At 40.4% G+C, this 26,381-nt stretch carries 29 protein-coding genes; 6 read left to right on the top strand and 23 right to left on the bottom strand.

Translation table 11 applies throughout. The features are described from left to right. Window positions 1–54 precede the first annotated feature (54 nt). The gene (locus RYK49_RS03300) at window positions 55–1,296 is read right to left on the bottom strand and encodes an MFS transporter (RefSeq protein WP_314864871.1); all 1,242 of its coding nucleotides are present in this window, start codon (window positions 1,294–1,296) and stop codon (window positions 55–57) included. Window positions 1,297–1,426: 130 nt separating this feature from the next. Continuing rightward, window positions 1,427–2,509, bottom strand: coding sequence for a helix-turn-helix transcriptional regulator (locus RYK49_RS03295; RefSeq protein WP_048773907.1), 1,083 nt, complete (start codon window positions 2,507–2,509; stop codon window positions 1,427–1,429). A 205-nt stretch (window positions 2,510–2,714) separates the two neighbouring features. On the opposite strand from RYK49_RS03295, the gene RYK49_RS03290 reads away from it, so the two are divergent. Genes RYK49_RS03290 through RYK49_RS03280 form a run of 3 tightly spaced genes read left to right on the top strand, consistent with a single transcriptional unit; the run spans window position 2,715 to window position 4,836 of the window. After that, a complete protein-coding gene (locus RYK49_RS03290; RefSeq protein ID WP_048773904.1) occupies window positions 2,715–3,191 on the top strand; it encodes a DUF2975 domain-containing protein in 477 nt (158 codons plus the stop codon). A gap of 8 nt (window positions 3,192–3,199) precedes the next feature. After that, window positions 3,200–3,418 (top strand): helix-turn-helix transcriptional regulator, encoded by a 219-nt coding sequence (locus RYK49_RS03285; protein ID WP_002899126.1) that lies wholly within the window; start codon window positions 3,200–3,202, stop codon window positions 3,416–3,418. Window positions 3,419–3,420: 2 nt separating this feature from the next. Further along, a complete protein-coding gene (locus tag RYK49_RS03280; RefSeq protein ID WP_048773902.1) occupies window positions 3,421–4,836 on the top strand; it encodes a DUF4153 domain-containing protein in 1,416 nt (471 codons plus the stop codon). Window positions 4,837–4,967: 131 nt separating this feature from the next. On the opposite strand, the gene RYK49_RS03275 is transcribed toward RYK49_RS03280, so the two are convergent. Further along, window positions 4,968–5,528 (bottom strand): DNA-3-methyladenine glycosylase I, encoded by a 561-nt coding sequence (locus tag RYK49_RS03275; protein WP_048773901.1) that lies wholly within the window; start codon window positions 5,526–5,528, stop codon window positions 4,968–4,970. Between the two features lie 11 nt (window positions 5,529–5,539). Further along, window positions 5,540–6,004: a pyridoxamine 5'-phosphate oxidase family protein gene (locus RYK49_RS03270; protein WP_048774131.1), complete on the bottom strand. Its 465-nt coding sequence runs from the start codon at window positions 6,002–6,004 to the stop codon at window positions 5,540–5,542. A gap of 24 nt (window positions 6,005–6,028) precedes the next feature. On the opposite strand from RYK49_RS03270, the gene RYK49_RS03265 reads away from it, so the two are divergent. Then, window positions 6,029–6,646, top strand: coding sequence for an HTH domain-containing protein (locus RYK49_RS03265; protein ID WP_314864919.1), 618 nt, complete (start codon window positions 6,029–6,031; stop codon window positions 6,644–6,646). Between the two features lie 61 nt (window positions 6,647–6,707). Here the strand turns inward: RYK49_RS03265 and rpmH are convergent, their stop codons facing one another. From rpmH to RYK49_RS03195, 14 genes are all read right to left on the bottom strand, one after another. After that, window positions 6,708–6,842 (bottom strand): 50S ribosomal protein L34, encoded by a 135-nt coding sequence (gene rpmH, locus RYK49_RS03260; RefSeq protein WP_002893904.1) that lies wholly within the window; start codon window positions 6,840–6,842, stop codon window positions 6,708–6,710. Window positions 6,843–6,979: 137 nt separating this feature from the next. Then, window positions 6,980–7,612, bottom strand: a complete 633-nt coding sequence (locus RYK49_RS03255) for an HI_0552 family protein (RefSeq protein WP_314864865.1) — start codon at window positions 7,610–7,612, stop codon at window positions 6,980–6,982. A 17-nt stretch (window positions 7,613–7,629) separates the two neighbouring features. Next, window positions 7,630–8,724, bottom strand: a complete 1,095-nt coding sequence (locus RYK49_RS03250) for a DUF6287 domain-containing protein (RefSeq protein WP_314864863.1) — start codon at window positions 8,722–8,724, stop codon at window positions 7,630–7,632. Continuing rightward, window positions 8,696–9,721 (bottom strand): RNA-binding cell elongation regulator Jag/EloR, encoded by a 1,026-nt coding sequence (gene jag / locus RYK49_RS03245; RefSeq protein ID WP_002893912.1) that lies wholly within the window; start codon window positions 9,719–9,721, stop codon window positions 8,696–8,698. Before jag ends, RYK49_RS03250 begins: the two co-directional genes overlap by 29 nt. A gap of 21 nt (window positions 9,722–9,742) precedes the next feature. Then, window positions 9,743–10,558 (bottom strand): membrane protein insertase YidC, encoded by an 816-nt coding sequence (locus tag RYK49_RS03240; protein WP_314864861.1) that lies wholly within the window; start codon window positions 10,556–10,558, stop codon window positions 9,743–9,745. Continuing rightward, window positions 10,542–10,901: a ribonuclease P protein component gene (rnpA, locus tag RYK49_RS03235; RefSeq protein ID WP_314864859.1), complete on the bottom strand. Its 360-nt coding sequence runs from the start codon at window positions 10,899–10,901 to the stop codon at window positions 10,542–10,544. Before rnpA ends, RYK49_RS03240 begins: the two co-directional genes overlap by 17 nt. 148 nt (window positions 10,902–11,049) lie before the next feature. Further along, window positions 11,050–12,435: an argininosuccinate lyase gene (gene argH, locus RYK49_RS03230; protein WP_314864858.1), complete on the bottom strand. Its 1,386-nt coding sequence runs from the start codon at window positions 12,433–12,435 to the stop codon at window positions 11,050–11,052. Between the two features lie 14 nt (window positions 12,436–12,449). Beyond that, entirely contained in the window at window positions 12,450–13,649 is a 1,200-nt protein-coding gene (locus RYK49_RS03225; protein WP_002928100.1) for an argininosuccinate synthase, read from the bottom strand. 174 nt (window positions 13,650–13,823) lie between these two features. Continuing rightward, entirely contained in the window at window positions 13,824–14,459 is a 636-nt protein-coding gene (locus RYK49_RS03220) for a DUF6287 domain-containing protein (RefSeq protein ID WP_314864857.1), read from the bottom strand. An 89-nt stretch (window positions 14,460–14,548) separates the two neighbouring features. Then, on the bottom strand, window positions 14,549–16,006 hold the full coding sequence (gltX, locus tag RYK49_RS03215; RefSeq protein WP_314864856.1) for a glutamate--tRNA ligase: 1,458 nt from the start codon (window positions 16,004–16,006) through the stop codon (window positions 14,549–14,551). Window positions 16,007–16,112: 106 nt separating this feature from the next. Beyond that, window positions 16,113–16,892: an alpha/beta hydrolase family protein gene (locus RYK49_RS03210; RefSeq protein WP_314864854.1), complete on the bottom strand. Its 780-nt coding sequence runs from the start codon at window positions 16,890–16,892 to the stop codon at window positions 16,113–16,115. Between the two features lie 74 nt (window positions 16,893–16,966). Then, window positions 16,967–18,634 (bottom strand): ribonuclease J, encoded by a 1,668-nt coding sequence (locus tag RYK49_RS03205; protein ID WP_002908617.1) that lies wholly within the window; start codon window positions 18,632–18,634, stop codon window positions 16,967–16,969. Window positions 18,635–19,280: 646 nt separating this feature from the next. Beyond that, the gene (locus tag RYK49_RS03200) at window positions 19,281–19,421 is read right to left on the bottom strand and encodes a hypothetical protein (protein ID WP_173361642.1); all 141 of its coding nucleotides are present in this window, start codon (window positions 19,419–19,421) and stop codon (window positions 19,281–19,283) included. 21 nt (window positions 19,422–19,442) lie between these two features. Continuing rightward, window positions 19,443–20,144, bottom strand: a complete 702-nt coding sequence (locus RYK49_RS03195; protein ID WP_002928110.1) for a hypothetical protein — start codon at window positions 20,142–20,144, stop codon at window positions 19,443–19,445. Between the two features lie 1,270 nt (window positions 20,145–21,414). On the opposite strand from RYK49_RS03195, the gene RYK49_RS03190 reads away from it, so the two are divergent. Next, window positions 21,415–22,473: a TIGR00341 family protein gene (locus RYK49_RS03190; RefSeq protein WP_314864852.1), complete on the top strand. Its 1,059-nt coding sequence runs from the start codon at window positions 21,415–21,417 to the stop codon at window positions 22,471–22,473. Window positions 22,474–22,585: 112 nt separating this feature from the next. Here RYK49_RS03190 and RYK49_RS03185 read toward each other — a convergent pair whose 3' ends face one another. From RYK49_RS03185 to RYK49_RS03165, 5 genes are all read right to left on the bottom strand, one after another. Continuing rightward, window positions 22,586–22,789 carry a CsbD family protein gene (locus tag RYK49_RS03185; protein WP_002908609.1) on the bottom strand — a complete coding sequence of 68 codons (204 nt, stop codon included), beginning with the start codon at window positions 22,787–22,789 and terminating at the stop codon, window positions 22,586–22,588. Window positions 22,790–22,865: 76 nt separating this feature from the next. Then, window positions 22,866–23,456, bottom strand: coding sequence for an Asp23/Gls24 family envelope stress response protein (locus RYK49_RS03180; protein ID WP_314864850.1), 591 nt, complete (start codon window positions 23,454–23,456; stop codon window positions 22,866–22,868). Between the two features lie 17 nt (window positions 23,457–23,473). Then, window positions 23,474–23,644, bottom strand: a complete 171-nt coding sequence (locus RYK49_RS03175; protein WP_002905455.1) for a DUF2273 domain-containing protein — start codon at window positions 23,642–23,644, stop codon at window positions 23,474–23,476. A gap of 11 nt (window positions 23,645–23,655) precedes the next feature. Beyond that, the gene (gene amaP / locus RYK49_RS03170) at window positions 23,656–24,237 is read right to left on the bottom strand and encodes an alkaline shock response membrane anchor protein AmaP (protein ID WP_314864847.1); all 582 of its coding nucleotides are present in this window, start codon (window positions 24,235–24,237) and stop codon (window positions 23,656–23,658) included. Between the two features lie 55 nt (window positions 24,238–24,292). Then, entirely contained in the window at window positions 24,293–24,532 is a 240-nt protein-coding gene (locus RYK49_RS03165; RefSeq protein WP_314864845.1) for a GlsB/YeaQ/YmgE family stress response membrane protein, read from the bottom strand. Between the two features lie 293 nt (window positions 24,533–24,825). Here RYK49_RS03165 and RYK49_RS03160 point away from each other — a divergent pair, with 293 nt between their 5' ends. Next, entirely contained in the window at window positions 24,826–26,307 is a 1,482-nt protein-coding gene (locus RYK49_RS03160) for a M protein trans-acting positive regulator PRD domain-containing protein (RefSeq protein ID WP_314864843.1), read from the top strand. Window positions 26,308–26,381 lie beyond the last annotated feature (74 nt).

Raw genomic sequence — 26,381 nt, 5'->3', positions numbered from 1 at the left:
ATGACCTAAAAAATCAGAAGTCGCTTCAAAGCAGAAAAATAAGATAGCTGCCATTCAACAGCCATCCGAATCCGCCTTCAAGTTCTCCATTGGAATAATCAAGTAGAAAGACAGTGCCAGCATTAACACAAGCGGGAGGAGAATATAAATAACCCCCAAACTGCTAGCAAGAGCTATTAACAGCATGGATAAAACACTCGGAACAGCCATGCTAAATAGATTAATAGCTGACTGGATGGCTCCCATGGACTCTTCTGGTATTAGGCTGAAGACAGATTTCTGCAATCTAGGACTCAGCAGACCGACTGTAACAGAGCAAGCAAAGCTTGCTATCAGGACAAGTAAAAAGTTTTGCCAGAAAAAACCGCAAAGAATAAAACCTTCACATACTTGGCTACTATACATAGCAAGCTTAGTCGAAAGTTTTTTCAGCAAACTGCCACTCAAAATATTCCCTAAGATTAGACCAGCGGAACTTAGAATAATTAACATGGCAATGGACTGACCAACCTGCAGATTCCAAAAAGGCCTTTTCAGCAATAAAAGAGTCGCTACTGGCGTCAGAATATTCAGAGTGACCTGCCCAAAGGTTGAAACCAATAACAACCTCACAACGTTTTTCAATCCCAGCAAGACTTTAAGAGACTCCAATAAATGCTGCCAATAATTCTCTCTATTTAGATTCCTTGCATTACCTAGCTCCGGTTCTAAGTCCTGTAAGTTTTGACTAATATGCCAAAAGCCTAGGTAAGCTAGCAAGAATGTCAGAGCATTCAGTCCTGCCAAAGCTCCAATACTCATCCAAGCGATGAGAAAACCACCAGCTAGATTCCCCAAAATATGAACCAGACTCATACTAGCCTGCCGAAAGCCCATAGCAGAGGTCATATCTTGCTCAATCACCTTTACATAAACCGGCGTCAGCATGGCACCTGAAAAATAACTCAGACTATCCGACAGAAAGTTAATCAAGCAAATCACAAGCAGAATCAAGAAAGAGAAGTCTTGTCCAAGCAGCAAAAACGTTACCAAGCTATATAGCACGACCTTACTAAACTGTATAAGCAGGTATTTATGAATACGATTCTTTTGAAAGTCCGCCGCAACTCCCGTAAAAACTTGAATTAACTGGGGTAGCGTTTCAGAAAGAGAAATCAATAAAACCGCAAGTGGAGCAAAGGAATAGGCGGAAACATAGTTCATCAAAGCCAAATAAAAAACAACGTCTCCAAAACCTGAAATCCATTGATTGATGAGCAACTGGCGAAAATTTTTGTTTTTTGTAAAAACAATCATACGACATCTCCTTTACTCTTGTTAGATTTTTGTTTAACAAATCATAGCAATAAATTAGTCAATTGTCAAATTTTTATTAGATTATTATTTTACAAAAAGAAGACCTAGAATGAATCCAGGTCTTCTCAAACTATTTTAGGTCTTGTTTGAGCTTCTCTATAATTTTTTGAATCAGTTCTTTGTTGACCGTGTATTTAACAGAATCATCATCCACCACAAGCTCCAGCAAGCCAGAATTTAGCAGCTTCTGCGTATGGAATGAGATAGAGGCTCTTGTAAGCCCCAGTTTTTTAGCTATATCTTTATTCTTGGCATGCGGCTGAATCAATTCAATCAAGACTTTATAGCGTGTTTCATCACCAAGAGTTTTTAAGGTCAGAGCCAATGTTTCATCATTAAGCTCCGATTCCGCCTTTGATAACTGGGAACTTCTCGTCGAAAGGACTAAGGAATAGGAAGTGAAATCAGGAACCTTTTCGAGAAAAGAGTCAATAAACATGGGTGACAGAACAAATATTTGTGTGTCCTTTTCAAAGAGCTTGGCATTCTGCTCTTCGTCATCCATCACATCAGATAGGCTAAATTCTTGTTCAAAAGCTAGTACTTCCTGCTCAAACTGCTCATAAATAGGCTGATAGAGCTCGAACACTCTTTCCAACAAGGAAACTAATTGGTTCCGAAGCTTCTCTGGATGCTGAATAGCTTGGTACCAGTACCATTTATTTTCCGGAGACTTATCACTATTCTCTATAAAAGCCAGCAGATTCTCAGGACGTTCCTTGGCAACTTCCCCAGCAGAAAGCTTAAGTGATAAGCAATAGATGATTTGCTTTGCGTCTAGTTTTTTCAGACATTCTAACAAGTCATGCAAATTGGCCGGATCTTCTCCTTTTTCTAGCAAGTAGAGGTAGAGGAGCGGAGCCAGTCCCACCGTAGCTCCTTCAAACAAACTAACCGCAACAAGCTCGCTTTTCAAAGGAAGTAAAGCCTGATAGAGCTTATCATAGTGCGGCTGTACATCAAGAAGCAGCTCCTTTTGATTCTGCCGTAAATCCTTCCACATATGTTTATCATCCCTTGAAACGATGGCAGGCACCATGAGAAATTCATATAACTTACTACGATAGTGAACAAGCTTTACACCCACAGATTCTTCCCTCCTTACACATACTCCGCTTCTGACCAGAAAGAGTATACAATTCCTGTTTTTCATTATACCAAAAATCAGGCGAAATATTCATCGTCTTCCACTCTGTTCATCTCCTGACAAGAAATCCATCTCTATACAATAAGAACTTTTTAGAATCTTTCATCTAGTCCTTAAGACTGATTTTATCTTTTTTCGATGGTTTTTTATTGATTATCGATAAGAGTCGTGTTATAGTTACTAAGAAATGAAACGTTAGTCGGAGGAAATTATGACAGACAAAATGAAAAAGACTGCTGAAGATATGAGCATTACTCTTACAAAAATCAGTATCAGCCTTTTATTTATTGCTTCCATTATCCTGATTGCTCTTGGACCTTGGGTCGTCAATCTAGTTATCAAATTTCCCTCTCCTTTCTTTCAAGGGGAGACGCGTTTTTGGATCTTGCTGCTGCTCGGCTATGTCCTAGGCTGCCTAGCGCTGGCCTGCATTGTCCATCTCTATCGGCTCCTTAGCCGCATCGGTAAAAATCAGGTCTTTATCACACAAAATGTTCAGTACATGCGCTATCTTGGCTGGGAAGTCGGCACTGTCGCTCTTATCTCCCTCTTTATGGGACTGACAGCCTATTTGCCCATGCTCTTAGTCACTGTTTCTTGCAGTATCTTGACCCTGATTATCCGTGTCATCCGCAACGCCTTTGGCAAGGCCATTGAGCTGCAGGATCAAGTGGACTACACTATTTAGGAGGTCTTATGATTCAGATAAATTTAGACCTTGTCATGGCGCAAAAGCGCATCAGTGCTGGCCGTTTAGCAGAGCTGATTGACCTAACACCAGCCAATCTATCTATCCTAAAAAATAATCGAGCCAAGGCCGTCCGCTTTTCAACACTCAACGCTCTCTGCCGTGAACTAGACTGCCAGCCTGGCGACATTTTGGAGTATATCCCTGACGATGAGGAGGAGAAATAATTATGGAATATCCAGCACAAGAGCAGATGAATGTCCAGCCTTGTCTGCCCGCAGAAGCAGAACGACAGACCATCTTCACAGGCCTAGAGGATAAGCAACTGCGATTCTTTAAAATCAGCTATCTAATCCTCTATCTTTTAACCTACTTTTACTCTGCAGTATTTTTTAATTATCAAACTGCATCCTTTTTCCCTTTTGCAATTGGTCTTATATTGCTAAGCGAAGCCCTAATCAGGAAATTGGCCTATCCATCACTGCAGATAAAAAATCTTGGCAGCAGATTAGAGGCTAGAAGCTTTCTGATCATGACGCTAGCTCAAGCTCTGGCTTTAAGTCTCTGGGGGCTTCATCGTCAGCTAGAATTGTTTCAATTTCTAGCCATCCACATCTCATTCGCTTTCTATATTCTGTCCCGCACCGGCTGGTTAAGCCAGGGGCGTTTGGGTATCCTGGTCTGGTTTGATGCCATTCAAGTCTTCTGTATCCTGCCCTTTAAAAATTTCATTGCTGCTATTCTAGTCTTTATAGAAGGCAAGCAGCAGGACTCTTCCGACTGCTCTGATAGTCTATCTTCAAAGAAATCCCAACAGCTCGCGATTATTGTCAGCAGCTTCTTTGTAGCAGGAATCTTGGTCTACTTTGTCTGGTCCCAGCTAAGTCAGGTTTCAGACAGCTTTGCCTCCTTCTTCAGCAATACCGCTGATATTATTGAGAATCTACTTGACTCCCTCTTTTCAAGTCTTGATAGCAGCATGATTCTCTTCAAGGCCTTCCTGGCTGTTCCTGTCAGTCTCTACTTGTATGGCCTCCTAGCCGGCAGTCTGTTAGGCAAAAAAGATACTAAACTTAGCTACAAAAAATTCCAAGCAAGTATCCGCCCTTTGCGAGTAGCACCCGCTTTCGCAGCCTACATTATCATCGGCAGCCTCTGCTTGACCTATGCGCTCTTTTTCCTGACGGGTCTGGGTGAGCTCGGTCAGCTCCTAAGCGCCGGAACAGTAGCTCAGTCTATTTCTCCCCAGAATGCTTCGACTGTTGCCGTAGCTGGTTTCTGGCAGCTGGTTCGGGTCTCTATCCTTAACTTTGCAGTCCTAGGCGTCTTCTATCTGATTGCCAAAAAACCGCTCTGGGACCAGAAAGGGACACGATCCGCAGCTACTATTCTCTTTATCTTTACGGGTCTGCTGGCCTTGCTAGCTGGCTGGAAATTATTTGGCATCTATATCTACCTTTACGGACCAACACCGCTGCGCTTGATTTCGGCTTGGTTCATCCTAGTTCTCTTAGTCTGGTGCCTACTGACCCTGATTCGTTTCTATAAACCTATCCAAGCTATCCGCATCGGTATCTTTTACGCCCTGATAAGCTTTACCTTACTCTGCTATCTGTATCCAATACTTTTACCAGTAGCAAAATAAGCAACTGTACTTAACTATACACAAAAAACCAGAAAGAAAATCAATTTCTTTCTGGTTTTATTCTCCTTTTTTACATCATTTACCGGTGTTCGATAATAGACCGCTCACCTTTCTCATTCAAAGGAAAAAAATTATATTCTCAAATCACAGGTCAGCAAATGATCATTGACCATGCCAATGGACTGCATAAAGGCATATACAGTCGTAGAACCAACAAAAGAAAAACCTTTCTTTTTGAGTTCTTTACTAATTTTATCGGATAGATCCGTTCGAGCGGGCACCTCTTCAATACTAGACCATGAATTGACAATCGGTCCATTCTTTACAAAAGACCAAATATAAGAATCCAAACTACCATATTCTTCTTTTAGTTTTAAATAGGCTTTAGCATTTTTTATAACTGCCTTTATTTTCAGCTTATTTCGTATCACTCTTTGATCACTAAGCAATTCTTCAATCTTCTGCTCGTCATAGTTGGAGAGTATTTCAGGATTGAAGTTTTCATAAGCCTCTGTCATAGCATCCATTTTTGACAAAATAGTTTGCCAGCTCAAGCCCGCCTGCTGACCTTCCAAAATCAACATTTTAAAGAGTTTATGCTCGTCATGCACAGGTCGCCCCCAGTCATGGTCATGATAATTTCTCTCAAGCTCACTATTTTCAGCCCAATTGCATCTTTTTATCTCAACCATCTATTTTCTCCTTATAGTTTGATTTTCTCAACTTGATTATTATCTAAGACCAAGAAAGCATCAGAAAAAGAGACTTCAAAAACTTGCAAGGAGTTTATGTGTTGCTCAATAATATCTTGATAATAAGGATACTTCTGGACAAAAACGCTTCTTATATCCTCAATAGAAAGTTGGCTTTCTTTGACTCTTCCTTGAATCCGGACATACCTCCCATCACCTTTCGGGACTGTTGTAAGAGCAATACGATTATTGATTGCCAGCTCTTGGATTTTATGACTATTTTTAAATGAGATAAAGAACAATTTCTTTGTCTCCTCATCATAGTAAAAATTTACAATTCTTACATTTGGGATATCCTTTACAGAAGTTGCTAGGGCCATTTCTGTCTGTTCTGCCAATAAGGCCTTAAAATATTGCTTCATATTTGACTCCTTTATTATTTTCTCTAAAACTAGTATAATATAAAAAGGTATCATTATTTGAAACCATTTTATAAAAATATGGAGCTTAGCATGAATAAATCTCAAAGAATTAACGATATGCTTATTTTTCTCAATAAGAAAAGACAATTCAACCTAAAAGATATTATGAATCGATATCACATTTCAAAAAGTACTGCCCTTCGTGATATTGCCAGCCTTGAAACGCTAGGCATTCCAATTTATTCTGACTTAGGTCGGAATGGCAGTTATAAAATTCTTAGCAACGACTTGTTATCTCCTATTATTTTCTCCATAGATGAAATTTCTGCCTTGTATTTTTCCATGCTGACTCTGGAAAACTACAATATGTGCCCTTTTGATATAGACCTGCAAAAATTAAAAGAAAAATTTGAAAACTCAATTTCAGAACAGCAGTTAAGCAAGATTGCAAAAATTGAAAAAATCCTTCAACCAGAAGTCAGAAAAACAATCAACAACTCTCAGTTGCGAATCATTCTTGATATTTTATTACATAGGCAGGAAGAATTTTTTCCAATTAAGTATGAACAGCAGTCTCTTCAGGTTCAATTTATCAAACTATTTAGTCTCAAAGGGGACTGGTATGTGGAGGTCATAAATAAAGACACTGGCCAAAAAGAGGAACTGTACTGCCAGTCTATTGACTTTTACCCATAAATTAAATACAAAAAAACCAGCGGTCTCGAGTCTCCGCTGGTTTCTTGATAAATCGTTTGGATTAAGCAGCCAAAACTTTGCGTCCTTTACGACGGCGAGCTGCCAATACACGACGACCGTTTTTAGTTGACATACGGTGGCGGAAACCATGTTTACGCGCACGACGGATTTTACTTGGTTGATAAGTACGTTTCACGATGAATACCTCCTCATAGATTTTGTATTCGTTTAGCCGGCTAGTTGTGATCAGTTACTAAACATACTTTACTATTCTATATGATTCCGGGGCTTTTGTCAATACTTACTTAAATAACTTTCTCTTTGTAAACGTAATCATATGATCCGAGTTGCCTCATAAAAGGGAATCAAGGCTGTCATGGCCTCCTGCAGCTGGGACAGCACCTGCTCTCTTGAAGCGGCCTGAGAAAGGGAAATATCGTATTTGACTAAGACCTTACGAACCTGACCGACTGCCAGCTGCTGAGTAAGGAACTGGCGATTTTCCTCAGTACCTTCAAAGCGCTGACTCACACCATCAATCTGGGCAAAATAGTAAGCTGGCGACTGAATAGGCAGATTCAGTACCCGATTTTGCTTGTTGAGGCTGTTCTCATCTTTCTTACGCTCCATAAAGCTCACCTCTAGTGACACTCCAAAATCTTCTGCAGTCCCATACAAGCGCAGAGCAAACATCGGTTCTGTGATTTCTCCATAGCCTTTAAGATAATTCCAAAAATGGGGCCGCAGTATCTGTGCCTGATTCATCCACTGGCTGGTTCGCTCCAAGGTCAGCTTAGGATAGAGGCTCTGAAAATCCTTGACCAAATCCGCAAACTCCTTACGTGCCGCCTGGCCCTTAGCTCTCAACTCCAACATAGACTCACGCAGCTGCCCTGCCTTGTCTGGAGATATATACTTAGCCCCTTGATGAGGCAGATAAGTTTCAATAGCTGGAAAAAGTGACATAAAAAATCCTTTCTTTTTTACTCTTTATAATAGAATACTTCTGAGTTATTAACATTAACACTTTGCGCAATAAGAATCCTGTCCCTCTTACGATTAGAAGCATCCATTATTTTTTGATTATCCAAAGTCATAGACATATCTACACCAGCAGGAATAAATAATATTGCTGCACCCGGACCACCATAGGATACACCACCCTCTAAATAGGAGTTGACTATTTTAAACTGATTTCCTAATTTTAGCCCATTAGTCACCAAACCATTTTTATCAAAGGTCAGTTCTTCTCCATTTCCATTTTTCCACGTACCTTCAATACTTGAGAATTCACCGTTTTGAATGCTCGATAAATCCATTTGAGTTGAAATTTCTGGATTGTCCTCTGCTCCTACGGAGCTTTTTGATTGATAAGATTCAATATCTTTCCAAGTCAACGAAGCTAGATCAACTTCTTTTTTAGAAGCTAACCCAAAAACTGAATCTACGCTTTTTTCAGAATTTGAATCTACACCTGCTATTTGAAAATCTGCTTCTTTTAGCACATCTATACCACTATTATCAGATCTCAGTCGATAAAGATAACCCTTAGCATCAGGACTTAGAGAGTGCCATTGAGCATAAAAGACTGTTCCATCTGTGTATATTGTGACGCTTTCTCGACTTCCACCTGCTGAAGCTACTTTTGATTGAGCTAAATAAGTTGATGTTCCTTGATTCAAATAATAAATAGCCGCTAAATAATAAGCCCCATCAGAATTATGTCCTGTGATTAATTCATTCGTCCCATTTTTATCAATATCATAGAATGTGTATATCTGCGCACGGCCTTCAGAAGTATCTTTTGTTAATTTATCCAAAGTCGAAGCATATAATTTTTCATCTTGTTCTACTGAAATCGAAGAACTCTTTTGCTCTTTGTCCAATGTATTCTTACTCGAATCAGGAGTATTATCCTGATTCTCTATTTTCTTTTGACCACAGGCAGCAAGTAATGCTAACCCTACAATAATTAGAAAAACTCTCTTCTTCATAATTCTTTCTCCTGGTTTATTACTACAAAAACCAGCATCTCTGCTGGCTTTCTTTTTATTCGCTGTCAATATCCACAACGACATAGCGGTTTGGCTCGTCACCTTCGGAATAGCTAGTCACGCCATCGATGCGAGAGATGATGCGGTGGATAATTTTACGCTCGCTGTTAGACATAGGGTCTGTGTGCTGACCGCGTCGGTCTTCCAAAGCCCTCTGAGCCAGTTTCTGCGCATAGCTTTGCAGCACTTCTGCCCGATGCTCAACATAGTCATTGACATTAATGGAAATATAGAAGCTCTTAGAATATTGGTTATAAAGATAGTTTTGCGCCAACAGCTGCAGAGCTTTCAAGACTTTTCCGTGGTAGCCAATCACGCGCCCCGGTTCATTGGTATCAATTTGCATGTTGATAGTTCGGCGGTTGTGGCTACTGGAAATGCCAGCCTCGACATCCATCTCATCAACGATTTTCTGAACATAGTTCGTTACGTTTTCAACTACTTCTTCAATATCGTAGTCTGCTTCGACTTGGATGCCTAAGTCAGCAAAAGAGCTTTCTTCTGTTTCTGTTGGCTCAGCCTTATCTTTAGCTGCTTGTTCAAAAGAGATAACCTTGCTATCGTCCGCTTCTGCTTGAGCAACTGCCTCATCAATAGCTTGGTTGGTCTTGAGAAGATCAATAGTGCCAGTCTCTTCTAAAATCGTATTGGCTTGCTTGTCATTTTTGAGAATTTCAGCCTTGACCTCATCTGAGATAACTTCGCCTTCTCCTTCGACCTTCTTGATGGCAGCTACCACACGGCCCAAATCAACCGTTGCTTCACTGACAGACTGCACAGGCTCATTCTGAGCGTTAATCTCTTCGGGAACACCTTTTACAGCCTTTTGATTGGCCTTGACAACTGTCGTCTCAGCAATCGGCTCGACATCCACCTGAGCTGGCTTCTTGCCAAACAAGCCTAAAAAGCCTTTTTTCTCACGTGAAATAACAGTGATATGCGCTCTCATCCGTGGAATATCCAACGTTTTCAAACCATTTTGAATGGCTTCTTCAACACTTGCTCCTGTAAAAATAACCATTGCAAGAGTCCTCCTTCTTACTTACTTTTTCTTTTTCTGTGCTTTTTTCAGGGCACGTTTCTTTTTCTGTTCCAATTGACGCTCTGACCGTTCCTTGGCTTCCCGCTCAGCAATGATTTTAAAAGGATTGCTCAGCAGCAAGGTCTGAACCACCTGATAAGCATTTGAGACCGCCCAGTAGAGGGCTACCCCACTCGCTGCATAGAAGGCAAAAAAGAAAATCGCAACTGGCAACAGGTACATCATGACTGTCATCCCGCCATTTCTCTCAGGCAAGGCTTTGTTTGAAAGCCACGTACTGAGGAAAGTGAAGAGAGCCGCCAAAAGCGGAAGAATAAAGGTCGGATCTGTCGCTCCTAGATTAAGCCAGAGGAAGTGACCTGTTTTCATAAATTCAACCCGAGTCAGGGCTTGAAACAGAGCCAGGAGCACCGGCATCTGGATAAAGAGCGGAATGAATGAGGCGTAGGGATTGACTCCCATTTCTTTGTAGAGCTTTTGAGTTTCCTCAGCCAAGGCTGTTCTGCTCTCCATGTCCTTACCAGGATACTTTTCCTGCAGTTGCTTGATATGTGGCTGTACTTCCTGCAGCTTACGTGAAGAAGTTGTCTGGAATTGGAAGACCGGCAGGAGAACTGTCCGGATAATCAAGGTAAAGAGAATAATCCCAATCCCCTTGCTTCCACCAAAGGATAGAAACCGAATGGTGTCCGCAAAGAAATAGACCAGCTTCTCCCAGAAGCCATTTGAATCGGCCGTTACTTGACTGGTTCCGCAGGCTGTGAGAAAGAGCAGCGAGGCAACCAGCAAAATCCCTAATTTACTTTTCTGTTTCACAAAAGAATCCTTCCTGATAAAGTTTAGCAATTTTTAATACATGCAATAAATTTTGTTCAACTTGGTGGTAGTCCAGCTCCTCTACTCCCTTGCGAGCGATAACGACGAAGTCTGCCTGGACTAACTGTTTCTGATGTTGCATCAAGACATGGCGGATTTTTCTTTTAATACGATTACGAACTACTGCATTCCCTAGCTTTTTACTGACGGAAATTCCTGCTCGAAAATGCTTCTGCTCTTTTTCTAACATGTAAACGACAAATTTTCGATTAGCAAAACTCTGTCCTCTTTTAAAAATCGCATTAAAATCTTTTTCGCTCTTGACGCGATAGTTTTTTCTCAAAACTCAACTCCATCCACCAAAATTATATCTATTATACCATATTTTTCGAAAATGCCAATAAGAGCCGCTATGACGCTGTTTTTGCAAATATTTAAAAGGTCGATTCACTTAAAAAACACCGCAATTCCCTTGCGGTGTTCCCTATATCTTATTCCTTTTCCAGCTGTTTCTTCGCTCTTTCCAACTCCTGACGGATCTGTGCAAATCCCGTTCCGCCAATGGAATTCCGCTTTTGTACAGCAGTTTGTGATTCAAGAGCTTGATAAATATCCTCCTCAATTAGCGACGACACTTCCTGATAGCGGCTCAGCGGGATATCCTGTAGATAATAGCCTGCCTTGCTGCATTCCAGCACCAACTTTCCGACAATCTCATGGGCTTCCCGGAAAGGCAGTCCCTTCTTGGCCAGATAATCAGCCAACTCCGTCGCATTGGAGAAGTCTTGCTGAGTTGAGACCAGCATTTTTTCTTTGTTTACTGTCATACTAGACAGCATACCCGCCATAATATCCAACGATTTTTGAATGGTATCTACTGTATCGAACATGCCTTCCTTGTCTTCCTGCAGGTCCTTATTGTAAGCCAAGGGCAGGGATTTCATAACCGTCAGAAGACTGAAGAGATGGCCATAGACCCGGCCGCTCTTCCCCCGAATCAGCTCCGCCATGTCCGGATTTTTCTTTTGCGGCATAATGGAAGAGCCAGTACTAAAGGTATCTGATAGACTGACAAAGCCATATTCATAGCTGCACCAATTAATCAGCTCCTCACAGAGACGAGACAGATGCATGATGAGAATGCTGCTGTTAGATAGAAACTCCAAGATAAAATCTCGATCACTGACCGCATCCAAGGAATTGTGGTAAATGCCTTTGAAGCCCAATAAATCAGCCGTCAGCTCCCGGTCAATTGGAAACGTCGTCCCCGCCAGAGCGGCTGCTCCCAAAGGAGACAAATCCGTATGCTCCAGATTAAAGGCAAAGCGCTGACTATCCCGGCTGAACATCTGATAATAGGCCAGCAGATGATGGGCAAAGCTAATCGGCTGGGCATGCTGCAGATGGGTATAGCCTGGCATGATGGTATCTACATGCTCTTCTGCCAAGTCCAGCAACACCTGACGCAAATTCAAGAGTTTATCCTCAATCTGACCGAGCTGATACTTGAGATAGAGGTGCATATCTGTCGCCACCTGATCATTACGGGAGCGAGCCGTATGGAGCTTACCAGCTACTGGCCCAATCTCCTCGGTCAGAAGAGCCTCCATATTCATATGAATATCTTCATTAGCAACATCAAACTCAAGCTCTCCAGCTTGATAGCGCGCCAACAGCTTTTCCAATCCTGCCTGAATAGCAGCCGCTTCCTCTGGAGCAATGATTCCTGTCTGCCCCAGCATTTTGACATGGGCTAGGCTGCCCTGCAGATCATAGGGAGCCAGACGATAGTCAAAGCCAATGCTAGCACCAAACTCTTCTACCCATCCCTCCAGAGAGGCTTCAAAACGTCCGCCCCACAGTTTATGATTCGCCATAGGAAAGCCCCCTTCTATTTGTCCTTGTGAGCCTGAACCTCTGCGTGAACCTTGGACGGAAGCCCCCACAGCTTGATAAAGCCAATTGCGGCATCCTGGTCAAAGGTATCTGCACTAGTATAGGTAGCCAGACTTTCGTCGTAGAGAGAATTGTCAGACTTACGCGCTACGACCGTCGCCGACCCCTTATAAAGTTTCACCTTAGCTGTGCCATTGACCACCTGCTGAGTGGACTTGAGATAGGCAATCAAGGCTTCTGTCGCTGGATTAAACCAGAGGCCATTATAGATGAGATTGGACAGTTCGTTTTCGATAATCGGTTTGAAATGAGCCAATTCTCTGACTAGAGTCAGATCCTCAATTTCCTTGTGGGCAGCCAAGAGAGTCACCGCCCCAGGGCATTCATAGATTTCCCGAGACTTAATCCCTACCAGACGATTTTCCACATGGTCAATCCGACCAACACCGTGTTGTCCAGCTAGGTCATTTAGCTCAAGGATCAAGTCCGCCAGCTTCATCTTTTTACCATCTAAAGCAACTGGCACACCCGCCTCAAAGTCAATATTTACATAGACTGGGCTGTCTGGCGCTGCTTCTGGCGCAACTGTCAAATCATAGGCGTCTTCCGGTGCTTCATTCCAAGGGTTTTCCAAGACACCACACTCATTAGCACGTCCCCAAAGGTTTTGATCGACTGAGTAAGGACTATCCAGATCTGCAGGAATTGGCACACCATTAGCTTTAGCATAATTGATTTCTTCTTCCCTAGACCATTTCCATTCCCGAACTGGAGCAATCACCTTGAGACTGGGATCCAAGGAGGCGATAGCCACTTCAAAACGAACCTGATCGTTTCCTTTTCCGGTACAGCCATGGGCAATGGTTGTCGCCCCTGTCTTGTGAGCAATTTCAACCAATTTCTTAGAAATCAAAGGTCGACTCAGGGCGGACACTAGAGGATATTTTCGTTCGTAGAAGGTGTGTCCTTGCAGAGCAACCAAGACGTAGTCTTCCGCAAACTCGTCTTTAACATCAATAACATGTGATTCGATAGCGCCAACTTTCAGCGCCTTGTCATGAATGAAATCCAAATCATTTCCTTCACCTACGTCCATACAGACCGCGATCACATCATAATCCTTGTCCAGCCAAGTAATGGCCACCGAAGTGTCCAAGCCGCCGGAATACGCTAAAATGACTTTCTCTTTAACCATGCGATTACCTCTATCCTTCTACATTTTATTTTTAAACATTCTACTGTATGAAAATGCGAATGTCAAGAGGAAATTTAATATTTATTAAAATAAAAGCAGTTTATCAATTTTTATTCAAAATCAATATATTATATACTGGACTCAAAATAAGAAAAAAGAGTCTGTCAAGACTCCTTATTTTACGCGGTAAAAAACATCGGGATGTTCGGAAACACTCTGGGTGATGATGAAACGATCTTGACTGGTATCAGTCGGATCTGTCCCATTGACAGTCTCCCCAGCTGGCAGACTCTTTCCTGCTGGGATTATAAGAAAGGCAGCACCGGTTTGGTTTTTCCAACGAATCCCTGCTCGGTAAATCCCATTTTCATCTGGCCCAGAGTAATCTCCTGCCTCAAGCTTGGCAACATCTGACTCAATACCTGACGCATCGAATGTATAACTGTTCCCTTTGGCATCCTGCCAAGTACCAATCATGCTGGAAAAATCCCCAGAAGCAATAGCCTTCATATCCAAACTAGAAGTTGATGCCGTCTCTTTCTCTCCTTTGCTAGTTTCCTTGGCAGACTTTTCAGCTTCAGTTTCCGAATTCTGCTGAGAGTCTGTATCAGAAGTTTCCTGATTATCCGCTTGACCATCAAGTTCGCTCGAATTGGCCCCTCTTTCAGACTTTTTAGAAGATGCAGAACTAGTCGAACTTGCTTTAGAATTGTTGGAAGCAGGGGTCGTCTGCTCTTTCTTTTGGTTACAGGTTACTAGCACGAGTAAGGCTACTAGCCCTCCAACCAAGATAATGATCCATTTTTTCATTTTTCTCTCCTTAAGATATTTTCTTATTACAATTGTGACATAAAAACAAAAATTTGCAAAGTAAAAACCAGCTCGAAAGCTGGTTTATCTTATTGAATTTGATTCAGCATGTTTTCGATATGCTGGATAGATTTTTCACGACCCAGCAGGTAAATCGTATCTGGCAGCTCTGGTCCATGCATTTCACCCGAAACGGCAATCCGAATCGGCATGAAGAGGTTTTTGCCCTTGATCCCTGTCTCTTTTTGGACAGCCTTGATTTGTGGGAAGATATTCTCCGTCACAAAATCTGCATCAGACATAGCTTCTAACTTTTCTTTGAAAGCTGTCAACACGGTCGGTACCGTTTCACCAGAAATGACCTCACGCTCTGCATCTGTCAACTCTGGAAAGTCCGCAAAGAAGAGGTCTGTCAGCGGCACGATTTCGTCTACAGACTTCATTTGTGGTTTGTAGAGTTCCACAAGCTTTTCTGCCTTATCTGTCAAACGGCCCGCTTCTTCCAAGTACGGCTTAGCCAGAGCGAAGATTGTGTCAAAATCTGCATTCTTGATGTATTCGTTGTTCATCCAGTCCAGCTTCTTCTGGTCAAAAGCAGCTGGGGACTTACTGAGACGTTTTTCATCAAAGAGCTCAATCAATTCTTGACGAGAGAAAATCTCATGCTCGCCACCAGGATTCCAGCCCAGCAGTGCAATAAAGTTAAAGACTGCTTCTGGCAGGTAGCCCTTCTTGCGATAATCCTCGATAAACTGCAAGGTATTGGTATCGCGCTTGGACAGTTTCTTGCCTGTTTCAGAGTTGATAATCAGGGTCATGTGCCCAAATTCTGGAGCTTCCCAGCCCAGAGCTTCATAAACCATGAGTTGCTTAGGCGTGTTGGCAATGTGGTCATCTCCACGAATAACATGTGAAATTTCCATCAGATGGTCATCAATAACCACAGCAAAGTTGTAGGTTGGGTAGCCGTCTTTCTTCTGGATAACCCAGTCACCACCGATATTGCCGCCCTCGAACTCAATTTCGCCCTTGACCATGTCAGTCCACTTGTAGACACCAGCTTCATTGACAGCCAGACGAACCGTTGGAATAATGCCCGCTGCTTCGCGCTCAGCGATATAGGCTGCCTTTTCTTCCTCTGACATGCCTAGAAACTCATTAATATAACGTGGTGTTTCACCAGCTGCTTCCTGACGTTCGCGGTCAGCCGCTAATTCTTCCTCAGTCACATAGGACTTGTAAGCCAAGCCCTTGTCCAAAAGTTCATTGACGTATTTTTGGTAAATATCCAAGCGCTCAGACTGGCGGTAGTTTTCGTGAGTCTCAGGACTTTCATCCCAGTCAATACCCAACCAGCGTAAGTTTTCAAGCTGTGAGCGTTCTCCGTCTTCTACATGGCGCTTGCGGTCTGTGTCCTCGATACGGATAATGAAGGTTCCGCCATGATGACGAGCATAGAGGTAGTTAAAGAGCGCAGTCCGCGCATTTCCGATGTGTAAAAGTCCAGTCGGACTTGGTGCATAACGCACTCGAATCGCTTTTGTCAAAGTTCCATTCTCCTATTTGTATTTCGGGGAATCATTCCCACTCCGATTTTCAAACGTAATCATTATATCATACTCTGAGGGCATAATACGACTTTACAGTCTATATTTACGACAGGCGCTCTTCCAGCTGGAAGTCGATAGGAAGCCAGGCCAGTACATTCTCCATCTGCTTTTCCCAGTAATACCACTCATGCTTACCTGGACTGTGGCTGTATGTAATCTCCAAGCCTAAGTCTTGCAGGTTTTTTACTGCCTCCTGATTAGCCGCGTAGAGAAAATCCTCTTCGCCGCACCATGCCCAAAGCTTGGTCTTTTTATCAGACTGCTTGGCTATGCTCTCCAGCGAATGGGGGCTGCTGGTCCAGTCTTTATAGTCTCCAAAAACTCCTCGCCAATAGGCTGGTGTTGCCATCTCAGCATTATCTGGACGAGCATCAAGAAAACTCAAAGCGCCAGAAAGACTAGCCGCGTATGAAAAGCGGTTAGACTTGAGAGCCAGCTTAAAGGATCCGTATCCGCCCATGGAAAGACCAGCAATGAAATTCTTCTCCCGCTTATCTGACATATTTGGGAAAAAGCGCTTGAGCACCCGAGGCAGCTCCTCAGCGATGGCTTCGTAATAGTTAAAACCGTACTGAGTATCGGTGTACCAGCCGTTGCTGGTATTCGGCATGACAACAATCAGATTCGTCGAGCGAACCAGACGCTCAATATTTGAGCGCTTGAGCCAGCTATTGTGGTTACCGTTCATACCATGAAGCAGGTACAAAACAGGAATATCCTTATCGTCCGGCTTGTCCACACGAGCTGCGTCCGGATAGAGGACATTGACACCCCATTCCATCTCCAAAGCCTCAGAATAATACTCTATTTTCATCACTGCCATTCGCATTTCTCCTTCGTATCTTCCTGACAAGAAAAAGCCGAAGCCCGACTTTTCTTGTATTTGTGTTGAGATTTTTACCGCACTTCCATAACGACCGGCAAAATAGCTGGACGACGCTTGGTTTGGTCAAAGAGATATTTGGCCAGACTGTCACGGACAGCACCCTTCAGCTCGCCCCAGTCAAAGCTATCCTGCGCCAGATAGTCCTCCACGGTTTTATTGATAATGTCAGAGCTTTCACGCAAAATATCTCTGCTCTTCTTGACATAGACAAAGCCACGGGTGTGTACTTTAGCCTTGGAAATGATTTTCTTTTCCTTCCGGTTAACTGTGAGTGCCACGATGAAAATACCATCTTCAGATAAGACCTTGCGGTCGCGCAGGACAATATTGCCTACATCGCCAATCGCATTCCCATCAATCATGACATCTCCAGCTGATACTGCACCAGCAGGCACAAAATCACCATGGTCATATTCCATGATGCTGCCACGCTTAGGAATGAAGATATTTTCCGGCAGCATGCCAACTTCCATGGCAGCCTTGGCATGAGCATCCAAGCCGCGGTACTCACCCTGAATCGGGAAGAGGTACTTAGGCTGCAGCAGGTTAATCATGAGCTGCAAATCACGCGCATTTGCGTGACCCGAAACCCGCAGGTTTTGGGTAATCAGCTTGACAATGCCCCCTGCCTGATAAATCATATTTTCTACACGAGCTACGACCGCTTCCTTGGCAATAGACGGCGTCGTGACGATGTAAATCAAATCGCCTTCCTTGATTTCCACATAGCGGTGACGTCCGATCGACATCTTGCGCAGGCCATTGATAGGCTCACCCATCCGGCCAGTCTCCAAGATAATCAATTCATGATCTTCAAACTTAGACATTTCCTTGGGCTTGATCAAGAGGCGTTCGTCCACCAAGGACAGCTTCTTGAGGCGGATAGCCGTACGAACGATATTTTCAATATCAAAGCCTGTCAAAACTACTCGGCGGCCAGTCTCAGCAGCTGCATCAAAGACCTGCTGGATACGAGACAAGTTGCTGGCAACCGCCGCAACAATCACACGACCATCCCAGTCAGCAATTGTATCTTCGATTTCCTTGCCAACCTCGCTCTCACTAGCCACCTGAACACTACTGTCCGCATTGGCTGAATCACTGAGCAAGGCCAGAACACCTTCGCGGCCAATTTCAGCTAAACGACCAAAGTCTGTCGCGTAGGAGGGGCTTGCAGACTGGTCAAACTTGAAATCACCTGTATAAACGATGCTGCCTTTTCTGGTCTTGATGACAATTCCCAAACTCTCAGGAATCGAGTGGGTCGTCCGGAAGAAGGAAACCACGGTTTTGCCAAATTCAATCTCAGTATTTTCATCAATCACATGGAAATCATTGAACTTCTTAACTGCATCGTTATTTTTAACAAAAAGTTTGGCTAGCTCAATCGTCAACTCTGATCCAAAAACTGGCACCTTAGCATCTGCCAGAAGATTAGGCAGAGCACCAATCGCATCCGCGTGGCCGTGCGTCAGAAAGACACCCGCAATCCGCTCCTTGTTTTCAAACAAATAGTCCATGTTGGGAACGACATAATCCACACCCAACTGCTCATTTTCTGGGTACTTCAACCCAACATCCAATACAAAAATGGAATCATCCACCTCGGCAACGTAGAGGTTTTTACCATTTTCACGTACGCCACCCAAAGCAATCAGTTTAATATTGCTCTTGCTCATTTTTTCTCCTATTCAATTTTCAGAACCTCACTTTTATCAAAGATTCCTTATTTTATTACTAACGGTCCTTGGCTAGCCAAGTCGAATTACAGTCTTGCAAACCTAAGGTTCGCATATCTAACCTATTATAGCATTTTTTCAGCTTTTTTCAAAACAAAGAAAAATTGTTTTTCCATTGTCACTTAGAATGGAGCTATTTTTCTAACCACGAAAAAACACACCGACAGCAAAAAAAGAAACAGCCGCAAACTGTCCCTTTTTAGGGTTAGGCTTTGCCAGTCAGATTAAAACGGACAAAATAAACCATTATCGCAGCTGTAACCAAGAAAGCCAGCCCGACCGTTGCTAGAGCATGAGCAGAAAAGAACAGCAGGCTAGCTATCAAGCTTAGAATCGGAAGCGCTACCTCTATAAGCAGAAACCTCATTGAGAATCTACGTTCTAGCTTATTACAAGGAGTGTAGGGCAGAAGACAGACAGGAGGGAAATTTTCATTGCCGAAATGCTCGGAAAGCCCAATCAACTTCTACCCAAAAGTGATAATGTCCAGAAGAAACAGCCGCTCAATCAAATGAGGAAAATCGATGGGGCTGAGATCAGCCGAGACAAAACCGTGATTGGGATTACTGAGAAAGCCGGGCAGGATTTAGGTCGCCAAAATTCCAATCACTGCTACCCAAAGACCGATATGGCAAGGAAAGATCAGAGGCAGAAAGAGGCAGGCCGTACAAATGACATAGTCGGCTTCATAGTCAAACAGTTGGTGGCGGCATTTTTCTTTTTTCATATTCATACTCTTTCATAAATCCTAAAAACGATTCGCCCATATAGCCAAGCGCTGGTAGAAAAAGAGCCAGCAGTCTGCAAGAAAATTAAGGCCCAGCACAATGTAGAGGCCGCGAAGATTTTCCTTAGCATAGACCGCGCTAGCGTAAATCAGTTCCTGACCACCTAAGTGATAATTCAACAAGTCCATCTCTTCTAAATAAATAAGCTTACTCCAAAATTCACTGCCTAGATAAATTAACAGAATATAATTTGCTACTCTGATTACTGGATACAGATATGATGCCAAATAGTAATGTGCATGCTTTTGAAGATGCCAGCGTCTCAGCCATTCTCGTCTATCAAGCTGAGGTCCTGCAAGAATAAAAGTGAGGACGGCCGCTGTCTCTACAACATCTTTGAAGGGATAGAAGCTCCATTTGAGAATAGGCTCAAAAGAATCAATACCTGTAATCCCGTAGCTTTTAATCACTAAACTATCCAAGAATTGATAATTGAAGATAATGAATAACATTAAAAATAATATTAAAAACAAGAAAAAGAAATAACCTTTTTTCCACCTTAAAAATCTTTTATACTTCCGACTCCGCCGAATCATCTGCAGCTTGAAATTGGGATTATTCGGTATATTCTCCGCAATAGGCTCACCGCAGGCCGGGCAGATGACATAGTCGGCCTCATAGTCAAACAGCTGGTGCCGACATTTTTCTTTTTTCAGCTTCATTTTCTCTTTACCTTTCCAAAAACCCGAATATCAAGCTGTATGATATTCGGGTTTCTCACCTTTTATTGGCTCACTTGGTCTTGCAAATTGCTTATCACCAGTCAACACCATAGTATCGGAGCATCCGCTTGCTGACCCGCATGCCATTGTACTGAATCAGCGAAATCCAGCGGTATTTGTCAATCAAATCTTTAGACACCATTCTGCGACTGCTCCGCAAAGACAATCTGACTTGGCAAGACACCGCTCAAAGAGAAAAACAGAAGCAAAAGATACATTTGAACTTTTCTTATAATCGGCATAATCATACCCTCCTAATAATGAAAAGCAATGATGACACTTGAAAAACTGCTCCTACAATAACCTCCCTCCTAACTGCTAATTGTTTTCCAATCATCATTCCTAATATAAATATACAATGGAAACCCTTTCCTGTCAACGGTATCTTATACTTGCAAAGTACAAGAAAACAGCCCCCAGAGGGCTTTCACCCCAGATACACGGCATGCCAATCGTAGCAAAAAAACGACCTCTAGCTTTACTCGGCTAGAGGTCTGGTTTACTTCGCTGGTATGAGAGCAATCAGTTCATCCAAGGTGTAACTGAATAACAATTTTTTTGATTTATTGTTTTTATTATTTTTTATAAACTTTTAATTCCTTCAACCGCTAATGATTTTCTTTTTATCTTAGCATTGGAAATCTCTATAACATAATAAAGCACTATTGATTGAATTCTCGAAGTTTGAAAACCATCTAAAAGCTTCTACTTTCTATACTATCGTTACAATCAGGCAAGCTAAGCAGGCCTGTCTGACAATTCAACCAATATGTCAAGTAAAGCAACTACTTATGTATCACAAACAACTATACCAACAAAGTAAACTTAAAAGCGAATGAATTTGGTTTCCTTTCTTCCTATTTCCTTAACTCTATTATAGTACTCTATCTAGATTTTTGCAAGCGTTTACACATTAAAAATACAAAAATATTTTAAGATTTTCGAAAAAGTAGTTACACAAAGAAAAAAGGCTGTCAAACTAGATGCTGTTTTGTTATTCGATTAATAATTCAGTATGTGTTGCTTTTTCAATCCAGTAAGAATGTTAAGAGTCCTCTACTAAGAACTTTGATTCTAATCGTAATTTTTTATGTTAAAATAAATAGCGGTTATATACCTCTTCCAGTATTTTATTTGGAATATGACTTATTTCATTCATTGCTTCGCATGAATTTATAATTTAGAGGACTTTAATAAGGGGAATACTATTATGAGAAAAATTTTAAAAGAGGATAAACTTTATTCTTTAGCTGAATTTAGAGATAAGCTCTACGATGATTTAGATTTATCAAGAAGCGATTTAGCTACCTTGTTATGTGCAATGTTGATTGCATCTATTGGCTTAAACATGGATTCCACTCCAGTTATCATTGGGGCAATGTTGATTTCTCCATTGATGACACCTATTATTGGAATTGGTTTTTCATTAGCAATACTTGATATGAAACTACTCAGAAAGTCGTTTAAAATTCTTTCTATTCAAGTTTTGTTAAGCCTCTTAGCATCTACGATTTATTTTTTTATTTCTCCAATTTCTTATGCAAGTTCAGAAATTATTGCCAGAACTTCACCAACAATTTGGGATGTAGTTATAGCTTTTGTGGGTGGGGTAGCTGGAGTTATTGGAGCACGAAAAAAAGAAGCAAATAACATTGTACCTGGAGTTGCTATCGCAACAGCTCTTATGCCCCCAGTATGTACTGTCGGTTATGCTATAGCAACGGGAAACTTTGAGTTTATGTTAGGAGCATCCTACTTATTTTTCATTAACTGTAGTTTCATTATGCTTGCTACATACATAGGGACGAGCTTAACTATGGTGAAAAATCATTACATTAAACACAATCAAGAAGCCTATAAAATGCGAAAAATATTAATTCTAGTTTCGCTTATTCTTATTATTCCAAGTTTGGTTTCAGCGACTACCTTAGTGAGAGAGACCTTAATCAATGAATCTATAAATAAATACTTATCTGATCAGTTTAAAGACAACACAATCCTAAAAAAGAACTATGATAAAGAAGATAATACTCTAAAGTTAACTATTTCAGGAAACTATCTTTCAGATGAGGAATTGAAAGAAATCCTTAGTAAACAAAACGATTATGGCTTGAAAAATATTTCAATTCAAATTTCACAATTATCCAATGATCGATTGACCGAAAAAGACATAGTCGAGTATATTATTCAATATAAAAATGACCATGAACTTCAAAAAATTGATAAGGAAAAGGAGAAGAAAGAAACTCCAACTAAAAACAAGGAATAGGAACAATTTTCCTAGCCAAATACACAAAAAAGAGAGAACAGGATTAAATGTTCTCTCTTTTTAGTTACTATAGTTAACAAAGACTTTTTATAAGGAAAATCAACTATTGGTTTTATTTTTCGTCTTTTTTAACCATATTTTTAACGCCTTCGATTGCGCCTTCAACAGCATCTTTGGCATCTACTGCAACTTCTTTAACTTTAGAAACTACTTTTTCAGCAGCTCCTTCTTTTTCTGTTTTTTTATCACCAGTTAATTTGCCCAGGCCTTCTTTTACAGAACCTTTAGCTTGGTTGAATTTTTCTTCTGTAGACATAATTGATACCTCCGTTATTAGTTTCAAATTTTAAAGCAATGAAAGAATATAAGAATTCCTAATCTTGGTTAGAGAATTAACGAACGCGAGCTTTTTCATTTGATGCAGCGTCTTTAACAGCCTCTACACCATCGCCAACTTTTTCTTGAACAGCTGAGAAGCCACCGCTAATGCCAGATTTTGCTTTTTCGAATTGCTCTGAAGCAAATTCGCCTGTTGATTCAGCAACGTCTGTTACACGATCTTGTAGGCTTACTGAGTCAGCTTCGTGTTGTTCTTTCGTTTTAATATCAACAACATTGACATTTACTTCAACAACTTCCAAATCAGTCATCTTAGAAACTTCTTCTACAACAACTTTCTTGATTTCTTTGTATAAAGCAGGAACATTCTTTTGATATTCTGCAACAACATTCAAGTCAACAGCTACTTGTTCTTTACCAACTTCAACATTGACACCATGAGTGACATTGTCAGAGTTGACCAATTTATCTTTTATGTTAGAGAAGAAGCCGCCGTCAACAGCCAGCAAACCTGAAACTTTCTCTAAAGAGAGACCGATAATTTTTTGAATGACCTTATCATCATAAGTCAATTCACCTTTTACTTCGTGAGCTTCTTGAGCAACTTCTTTTTTAGCAACATCTTTAACATCTTTATTTGACATGTTAAACTCCTTTATTTTTATTTAAATATATTATTTTTTTGAATATAATATCCGATTCCTGCCCCTAGAGTAGCGCAAATCAAGACAAATAGAGTCTTAAAGAAGCCAAAGGATAGGATAAAACACGCTAGAATAATGCCTGCTAATCCAGACAAGATTGGATATTGATATTTTTTAAACCATTCCATTTTTTACTTCCTTACTTTACACGACTAGTAGTTTTTTTAGCCACTTCTTTTGGCTTGAAGTCTGAGACAGAGATTTTAAGCTTGACATTATGATTGATTCCGAAGAATTCTGTCAATCCAGACGCAATTTCTTCTTGAATCAACTGACTTCTCTTGATGATGTTTTCCGAAGGAACGATTGCCCCTTTAACGGAAACCATGCATTTGTTTTTACGGCTATTTACTGAAACTGTAGGATCTTTAATTAAACCGTGTTCTGTTAACAGACTACGAACAAACCCTTCAATTGCTGAATTTTTCAGCATCAGTTTCCCATCCGCATCAGCTAGCTGAATTTCCAAACGTCTCTTAGGATAAAAAGATATCACTAACATCAGTAGTAAGATTAAGCTTGCTAAAACCACAGTGCCCCAGAAAACATACCTAGAAAGATAGTAGCCCACAAAAGGAATCTGCTTCCAAGTGAATAATTTCCAACCGAAAATCTGGAGTCCCAGACCGCTGACTTTATGAAAGTCTAGCAAAACAGGAATCAAAATTGTCAAGATTAAAATACAGAAAATAAGGGAAAGTATTTTTCTTGATTTTGACATATTGAATCCTCACATCATTAAATTTTAAATTGTATTTTGAAAAGTAAAAGACAATTTATGCCTTTTTACCTACAAAAAATGATACAACAGCTACTACAATAACTGCACCAATGATAGAAGGAAGCAAGGCCATACCAGCCAAACTAGGACCCCAAGTTCCTAAAAGTGACTGACCGACAGCAGAACCAACTAAACCTGCAACAACGTTTGCAATAATGCCCATTGAGCCGCCTTTTTTGGTGATTGATCCAGCAATAAGACCAATAAGACCTCCAACAATAATAGACCAAAGCATATTGATTCTCCTTTCTAATTTTTTCTAAATCAAAATTATTTAATAATATTTTTTACTATTATTTTTTGATTAATATAATTATATAATTTCCCAACTTGAAAGCATAATAATTCGGCTTGGATTTCTTTCTGTATTTATGTATCATAGATACATAAAATTAATAATTCCTTTTTTTATAAGCTTTTATCAGTATTTTTAGATATATTTTTGAGTTGTTAAATGAGGTTAAATGCATAAAATATGGTATAATTGCCTGATAATAAAAACACTATATAAAGAAAGATAATATTTTAATGCGAGAATTACTATCTAAAAAGAGCCACAGGCAATTAGAACTACTAGAACTACTATTTAAAAACAAACGCTGGTTTCATATTTCTGAGCTGGCTGAACTATTGAATTGTACAGAACGTTCAGTAAAAGATGATTTATCCCATGTCAAGTCTGCGTTTCCTCAATTGATTTTTCACTCTTCCACTAATGGCATACGTATCATTAATACCGATGATAGTGATATAGAGATGGTCTATCACCATTTTTTTAAGCATTCAACCCATTTTTCAATTTTAGAATTCATCTTCTTTAACGAAGGATATGAAACTGAGAATATTTGTAAAGAGTTTTATATAAGCTCTTCTTCACTCTATCGTATAATCAGTCATATTAACAAAATCATAAAAAAACAATATAATTTTAAAATTAGTCTCAATCCTGCTCGGATTATTGGAGATGAGATTGATATCCGTTATTTTTTTGCACAATATTTTTCGGAAAAATATTATTTTCTTGAATGGCCCTTTACAGATTTTTCAGTAGAACCTTTATGTAAGCTGTTAGCACTGGTCTATAAAGAAACTGCATTTCCTGTCAATTTTGCAACTCAAAGAATGTTAAAATTGCTCCTGGTTACAAATTTATATAGAATAAAGTTTGGTCATTTCTTGGAAGTTGAGAAAGATTCTTTTAACAATCAATTGCTAGAATCTTTCATGCAGGCAGAAGGAATCGAAGACATTGTAGCGAGCTTTGATTCTGAATATCATATCTCTTTGAATAAAGAAGTGATAGGTCAACTATTTGTCTCCTATTTTCAAAAAATGTTTTTCATTGATGAAAATCTATTTATGAGCTGCGCAAAAACAGACAGCTATGTAAAAAATTCGTATCAATTATTAAGTGATTTAATTGATCAGATAGAAAGCAAATATAATCTAAAAATAGACAATAATGACAATCTTATTTGGCATTTGCATAATACAGCACATCTGCATCGTCAGGAACTATCTACAGAGTTTATTCTGTTTGATCAAAAAGGGAATACCATCAAGAACTTTCAAAATATTTTCCCTCAATTTGTTTCAGATATTAAAAAAGGGATTGAACATTACCTAGAGACTTTGGATATCCATAGCACACCAATGAAAGTCAACCACCTATCCTATACTTTTATCACTCACAGCAAACATTTAGTGCTGAATCTTTTACAAAATCAGCCTAAATTAAAAGTTTTAGTCATGAGTAATTTTGATCAGTATCATGCAAAATCAGTAGCAGAGACCCTTTCTTATTATTGCAGCAACAATTTTGAACTTGAGGTTTGGAATAAATTAGAACTATCAATCGATTCTTTAAAAGAATCACCTTACGATATCATCATTTCTAATTTTATTATTCCACCCATTGAGAATAAGAGACTGATCTATTCCAATAATATTAATACGGTCGCACTCATCTCCTTACTTAACGCAATGATGTTTATTCGATTAGATGAGTGATTTAGACTATTTTTAAGTATAAAAATAGCATAAAAATCTAGTTATCCGCATAAAAACTGGACTTATCACACTTT

This window comes from uncultured Streptococcus sp. (assembly GCF_963525625.1).
Classification (GTDB): Bacteria; Bacillota; Bacilli; order Lactobacillales; family Streptococcaceae; genus Streptococcus.
Note: the sequence above shows the minus strand (reverse complement) of the source record. Positions and strands in the feature narration are given on the sequence as shown.

What these genes read in the sequence shown, in the direction of transcription:
- RYK49_RS03175 (WP_002905455.1), bottom strand. Translation starts at nt 23,644, where the DNA reads ATGGAATGGTTTAAAAAATATCAATATCCAATCTTGTCTGGATTAGCA.
- RYK49_RS03200 (WP_173361642.1), bottom strand. Translation starts at nt 19,421, where the DNA reads ATGAAAAAAGAAAAATGCCGCCACCAACTGTTTGACTATGAAGCCGAC.
- RYK49_RS03295 (WP_048773907.1), bottom strand. Translation starts at nt 2,509, where the DNA reads ATGAAAAACAGGAATTGTATACTCTTTCTGGTCAGAAGCGGAGTATGT.
- RYK49_RS03285 (WP_002899126.1), top strand. Translation starts at nt 3,200, where the DNA reads ATGATTCAGATAAATTTAGACCTTGTCATGGCGCAAAAGCGCATCAGT.
- RYK49_RS03190 (WP_314864852.1), top strand. Translation starts at nt 21,415, where the DNA reads ATGAGAAAAATTTTAAAAGAGGATAAACTTTATTCTTTAGCTGAATTT.
- RYK49_RS03180 (WP_314864850.1), bottom strand. Translation starts at nt 23,456, where the DNA reads ATGTCAAATAAAGATGTTAAAGATGTTGCTAAAAAAGAAGTTGCTCAA.
- jag (WP_002893912.1), bottom strand. Translation starts at nt 9,721, where the DNA reads ATGGTTATTTTTACAGGAGCAAGTGTTGAAGAAGCCATTCAAAATGGT.
- RYK49_RS03210 (WP_314864854.1), bottom strand. Translation starts at nt 16,892, where the DNA reads ATGGCAGTGATGAAAATAGAGTATTATTCTGAGGCTTTGGAGATGGAA.
- RYK49_RS03185 (WP_002908609.1), bottom strand. Translation starts at nt 22,789, where the DNA reads ATGTCTACAGAAGAAAAATTCAACCAAGCTAAAGGTTCTGTAAAAGAA.
- RYK49_RS03225 (WP_002928100.1), bottom strand. Translation starts at nt 13,649, where the DNA reads ATGGTTAAAGAGAAAGTCATTTTAGCGTATTCCGGCGGCTTGGACACT.
- RYK49_RS03250 (WP_314864863.1), bottom strand. Translation starts at nt 8,724, where the DNA reads ATGTCGTTGTGGATATTGACAGCGAATAAAAAGAAAGCCAGCAGAGAT.
- RYK49_RS03255 (WP_314864865.1), bottom strand. Translation starts at nt 7,612, where the DNA reads ATGTCACTTTTTCCAGCTATTGAAACTTATCTGCCTCATCAAGGGGCT.
- argH (WP_314864858.1), bottom strand. Translation starts at nt 12,435, where the DNA reads ATGGCGAATCATAAACTGTGGGGCGGACGTTTTGAAGCCTCTCTGGAG.
- RYK49_RS03165 (WP_314864845.1), bottom strand. Translation starts at nt 24,532, where the DNA reads ATGCTTTGGTCTATTATTGTTGGAGGTCTTATTGGTCTTATTGCTGGA.
- RYK49_RS03195 (WP_002928110.1), bottom strand. Translation starts at nt 20,144, where the DNA reads ATGAAGCTGAAAAAAGAAAAATGTCGGCACCAGCTGTTTGACTATGAG.
- RYK49_RS03280 (WP_048773902.1), top strand. Translation starts at nt 3,421, where the DNA reads ATGGAATATCCAGCACAAGAGCAGATGAATGTCCAGCCTTGTCTGCCC.
- RYK49_RS03265 (WP_314864919.1), top strand. Translation starts at nt 6,029, where the DNA reads ATGGAGCTTAGCATGAATAAATCTCAAAGAATTAACGATATGCTTATT.
- RYK49_RS03300 (WP_314864871.1), bottom strand. Translation starts at nt 1,296, where the DNA reads ATGATTGTTTTTACAAAAAACAAAAATTTTCGCCAGTTGCTCATCAAT.
- RYK49_RS03205 (WP_002908617.1), bottom strand. Translation starts at nt 18,634, where the DNA reads ATGAGCAAGAGCAATATTAAACTGATTGCTTTGGGTGGCGTACGTGAA.
- RYK49_RS03275 (WP_048773901.1), bottom strand. Translation starts at nt 5,528, where the DNA reads ATGGTTGAGATAAAAAGATGCAATTGGGCTGAAAATAGTGAGCTTGAG.
- RYK49_RS03290 (WP_048773904.1), top strand. Translation starts at nt 2,715, where the DNA reads ATGACAGACAAAATGAAAAAGACTGCTGAAGATATGAGCATTACTCTT.
- RYK49_RS03220 (WP_314864857.1), bottom strand. Translation starts at nt 14,459, where the DNA reads ATGAAAAAATGGATCATTATCTTGGTTGGAGGGCTAGTAGCCTTACTC.
- RYK49_RS03160 (WP_314864843.1), top strand. Translation starts at nt 24,826, where the DNA reads ATGCGAGAATTACTATCTAAAAAGAGCCACAGGCAATTAGAACTACTA.
- RYK49_RS03270 (WP_048774131.1), bottom strand. Translation starts at nt 6,004, where the DNA reads ATGATACCTTTTTATATTATACTAGTTTTAGAGAAAATAATAAAGGAG.
- amaP (WP_314864847.1), bottom strand. Translation starts at nt 24,237, where the DNA reads ATGTCAAAATCAAGAAAAATACTTTCCCTTATTTTCTGTATTTTAATC.